General features: G+C 57.0%; 2 rRNA genes (1 of these 2 cut by a window edge). Both read right to left on the reverse strand.

Annotated features, from left to right (window positions below):
* Positions 1-7: 7 nt before the first annotated feature.
* Positions 8-124, reverse strand: a 5S ribosomal RNA gene (gene rrf, locus BGM09_RS00005).
* 91 nt (positions 125-215) lie between these two features.
* A 23S ribosomal RNA gene (locus BGM09_RS00010) occupies positions 216-2500 on the reverse strand; it runs 840 nt beyond the window's last position.

Raw genomic sequence — 2500 nt, forward strand, 5'->3', positions numbered from 1 at the left:
AAAGATTGTTCGGCGGTGTCCTACTCTCCCACAGGGTCCCCCCTGCAGTACCATCGGCGCTGAAAGGCTTAGCTTCCGGGTTCGGAATGTAACCGGGCGTTTCCCTAACGCTATGACCACCGAAACACCATGAAACACACACCCAACCCGGCAACTACCGCCAGGGGTTTGGGTGGGCTGGTTGTTTCAGAACCACACAGTGAACGCGAGCAACAATGGACAAGCCCTCGGCCTATTAGTACCAGTCAGCTCCACCCCTCACAGGGCTTCCACATCTGGCCTATCAACCCAGTCGTCTACTGGGAGCCTTAACCCATCAAGTGGGTGGGAGCCCTCATCTCGAAGCAGGCTTCCCGCTTAGATGCTTTCAGCGGTTATCCCTCCCGAACGTAGCCAACCAGCCATGCCCTTGGCAGGACAACTGGCACACCAGAGGTTCGTCCGTCCCGGTCCTCTCGTACTAGGGACAGCCCTTCTCAAGACTCCTACGCGCACAGCGGATAGGGACCGAACTGTCTCACGACGTTCTAAACCCAGCTCGCGTACCGCTTTAATGGGCGAACAGCCCAACCCTTGGGACCGACTCCAGCCCCAGGATGCGACGAGCCGACATCGAGGTGCCAAACCATCCCGTCGATATGGACTCTTGGGGAAGATCAGCCTGTTATCCCCGGGGTACCTTTTATCCGTTGAGCGACGGCGCTTCCACAAGCCACCGCCGGATCACTAGTCCCTACTTTCGTACCTGCTCGACCCGTCAGTCTCACAGTCAAGCTCCCTTGTGCACTTACACTCAACACCTGATTGCCAACCAGGCTGAGGGAACCTTTGGGCGCCTCCGTTACCCTTTAGGAGGCAACCGCCCCAGTTAAACTACCCACCAGACACTGTCCCTGATCCGGATCACGGACCGAGGTTAGACATCCAGCACGACCAGAGTGGTATTTCAACGACGACTCACACCGAGCTGGCGCTCGGGTTTCACAGTCTCCCACCTATCCTACACAAGCCGAACCGAACACCAATATCAAGCTATAGTAAAGGTCCCGGGGTCTTTCCGTCCTGCTGCGCGAAACGAGCATCTTTACTCGTAGTGCAATTTCACCGGGCCTATGGTTGAGACAGTCGAGAAGTCGTTACGCCATTCGTGCAGGTCGGAACTTACCCGACAAGGAATTTCGCTACCTTAGGATGGTTATAGTTACCACCGCCGTTTACTGGCGCTTAAGTTCTCAGCTTCGCCCTGTCGAAACAGGACTAACCGGTCCCCTTAACGTTCCAGCACCGGGCAGGCGTCAGTCCGTATACATCGCCTTACGGCTTCGCACGGACCTGTGTTTTTAGTAAACAGTCGCTTCTCGCTGGTCTCTGCGGCCACACCCAGCTCAAGGAGTAAATCCCGTCACCGGACATGGCCCCCCTTCTCCCGAAGTTACGGGGGCATTTTGCCGAGTTCCTTAACCATAGTTCACCCGAACGCCTCGGTATTCTCTACCTGACCACCTGAGTCGGTTTAGGGTACGGGCCGCCATGAAACTCGCTAGAGGCTTTTCTCGACAGCATAGGATCATCCACTTCACCACAATCGGCTCGGCATCAGGTCTCACCCGAATGTTGTGCGGATTTGCCTACACAACGGGCTACACCCTTACCCCGCGACAACCACCGCGCGGGCTGGACTACCTTCCTGCGTCACCCCATCGCTTACCTACTAGAAGTCTGGGCCGTCGGCTCCACCACTCCCCCTCATCCCGAAGGAATCAGAGGCGGCTTCACGGACTCAGCATCGCAACGTTCAGTACTGGGCGTTTCAAAGCGGGTACCGGAATATCAACCGGTTGTCCATCGACTACGCCTGTCGGCCTCGCCTTAGGTCCCGACTTACCCTGGGCAGATCAGCTTGACCCAGGAACCCTTAGTCAATCGGCGCACCAGTTTCCCACTGGTGTATCGCTACTCATGCCTGCATTCTCACTCGTGAACCGTCCACCACTGCCTTCCGGCGCGGCTTCACCCGGCACACGACGCTCCCCTACCCATCACAGCCGCCGTTGGGCGTATTGCTGCAATGACACGACTTCGGCGGTACGCTTGAGCCCCGCTACATTGTCGGCGCGGAATCACTTGACCAGTGAGCTATTACGCACTCTTTCAAGGGTGGCTGCTTCTAAGCCAACCTCCTGGTTGTCTCTGCGACTCCACATCCTTTCCCACTTAGCGTACGCTTAGGGGCCTTAGTCGATGCTCTGGGCTGTTTCCCTCTCGACCATGGAGCTTATCCCCCACAGTCTCACTGCCGCGCTCTCACTTACCGGCATTCGGAGTTTGGCTAAGGTCAGTAACCCGGCAGGGCCCATCGCCTATCCAGTGCTCTACCTCCGGCAAGAAACACACGACGCTGCACCTAAATGCATTTCGGGGAGAACCAGCTATCACGGAGTTTGATTGGCCTTTCACCCCTAACCACAGGTCATCCCCCAGGTTTTCAACCCTGGTGGGT

It is taken from the genome of Streptomyces sp. CBMA29, from assembly GCF_014596445.1.
Taxonomy (GTDB): Bacteria; Actinomycetota; Actinomycetes; order Streptomycetales; family Streptomycetaceae; genus Actinacidiphila.